The organism is Lentibacillus salinarum, assembly GCF_042679865.1.
GTDB classification, from domain to species: Bacteria; Bacillota; Bacilli; order Bacillales; family Amphibacillaceae; genus Lentibacillus; species Lentibacillus salinarum.
This window is the reverse complement of the sequence record NZ_JBHTNH010000033.1, coordinates 1-620: the sequence shown is the minus strand read 5'-3', so window position 1 is coordinate 620 and position 620 is coordinate 1. Positions and strand designations below refer to the sequence as shown.

Below are 620 nucleotides of genomic sequence, written 5' to 3'. Positions count from 1 at the left end.
GGGCCAGATTGTTGCATAACTTATTGTGGAGATGATGGAGTTATGAGACGATGGTATTAAGGGAAATGGCAGAAGATTAATTAAATATAACACTAGAGGTAAAAAATGAGGATAAACAAAAATGTAATTCTGGTTATTATAGTTATTATTTTCTTTGTTGTAGTTATTTTTTTTATAGACACTGACGAAAGTAATGTTCCACCAAGTGAGACGGATAGCGAAACGAATCCAGTAAAGGAAAATGAAAAATTAAAACAAAAAAATGCGTATTTAAATCAGGATATTGAGACTATAGAGAAATCTTTATTTGAAGCAGAAAAGTTCATATTTGATTCAGAACTTGCAAGTGATTATCTAAGTGATTATCGGGGTTTTCCACAATCAAAAATTCTTTATAAGCAAATTGAAGATACAAAATACATCATACTTTTCAAGGATAAGGTAGAAACTCACCTTGTTGTAGCACTGGATGAACCACGCTTCGATATTTTCCTGAACATCCCTTCTTTAAGCCCAGCGAATGGTATTACTGTGGATTATATGGAGGGTTCTGAATATAGTTACTTTGGTGGTATTATTACAGATAAAGAGATTAAAAAGGTACAGGTATCACAACAAAA

Annotated in this window: 1 protein-coding gene; it reads left to right on the top strand. The window is 31.9% G+C overall.

Going from position 1 to position 620, the window contains the following annotated elements; all coding sequences use genetic code 11:
* Positions 1 to 105: 105 nt before the first annotated feature.
* The coding region (locus tag ACFQ4A_RS16365; RefSeq protein ID WP_382402494.1) for a hypothetical protein at positions 106 to 620 on the top strand (515 nt) is incomplete at its 3' end.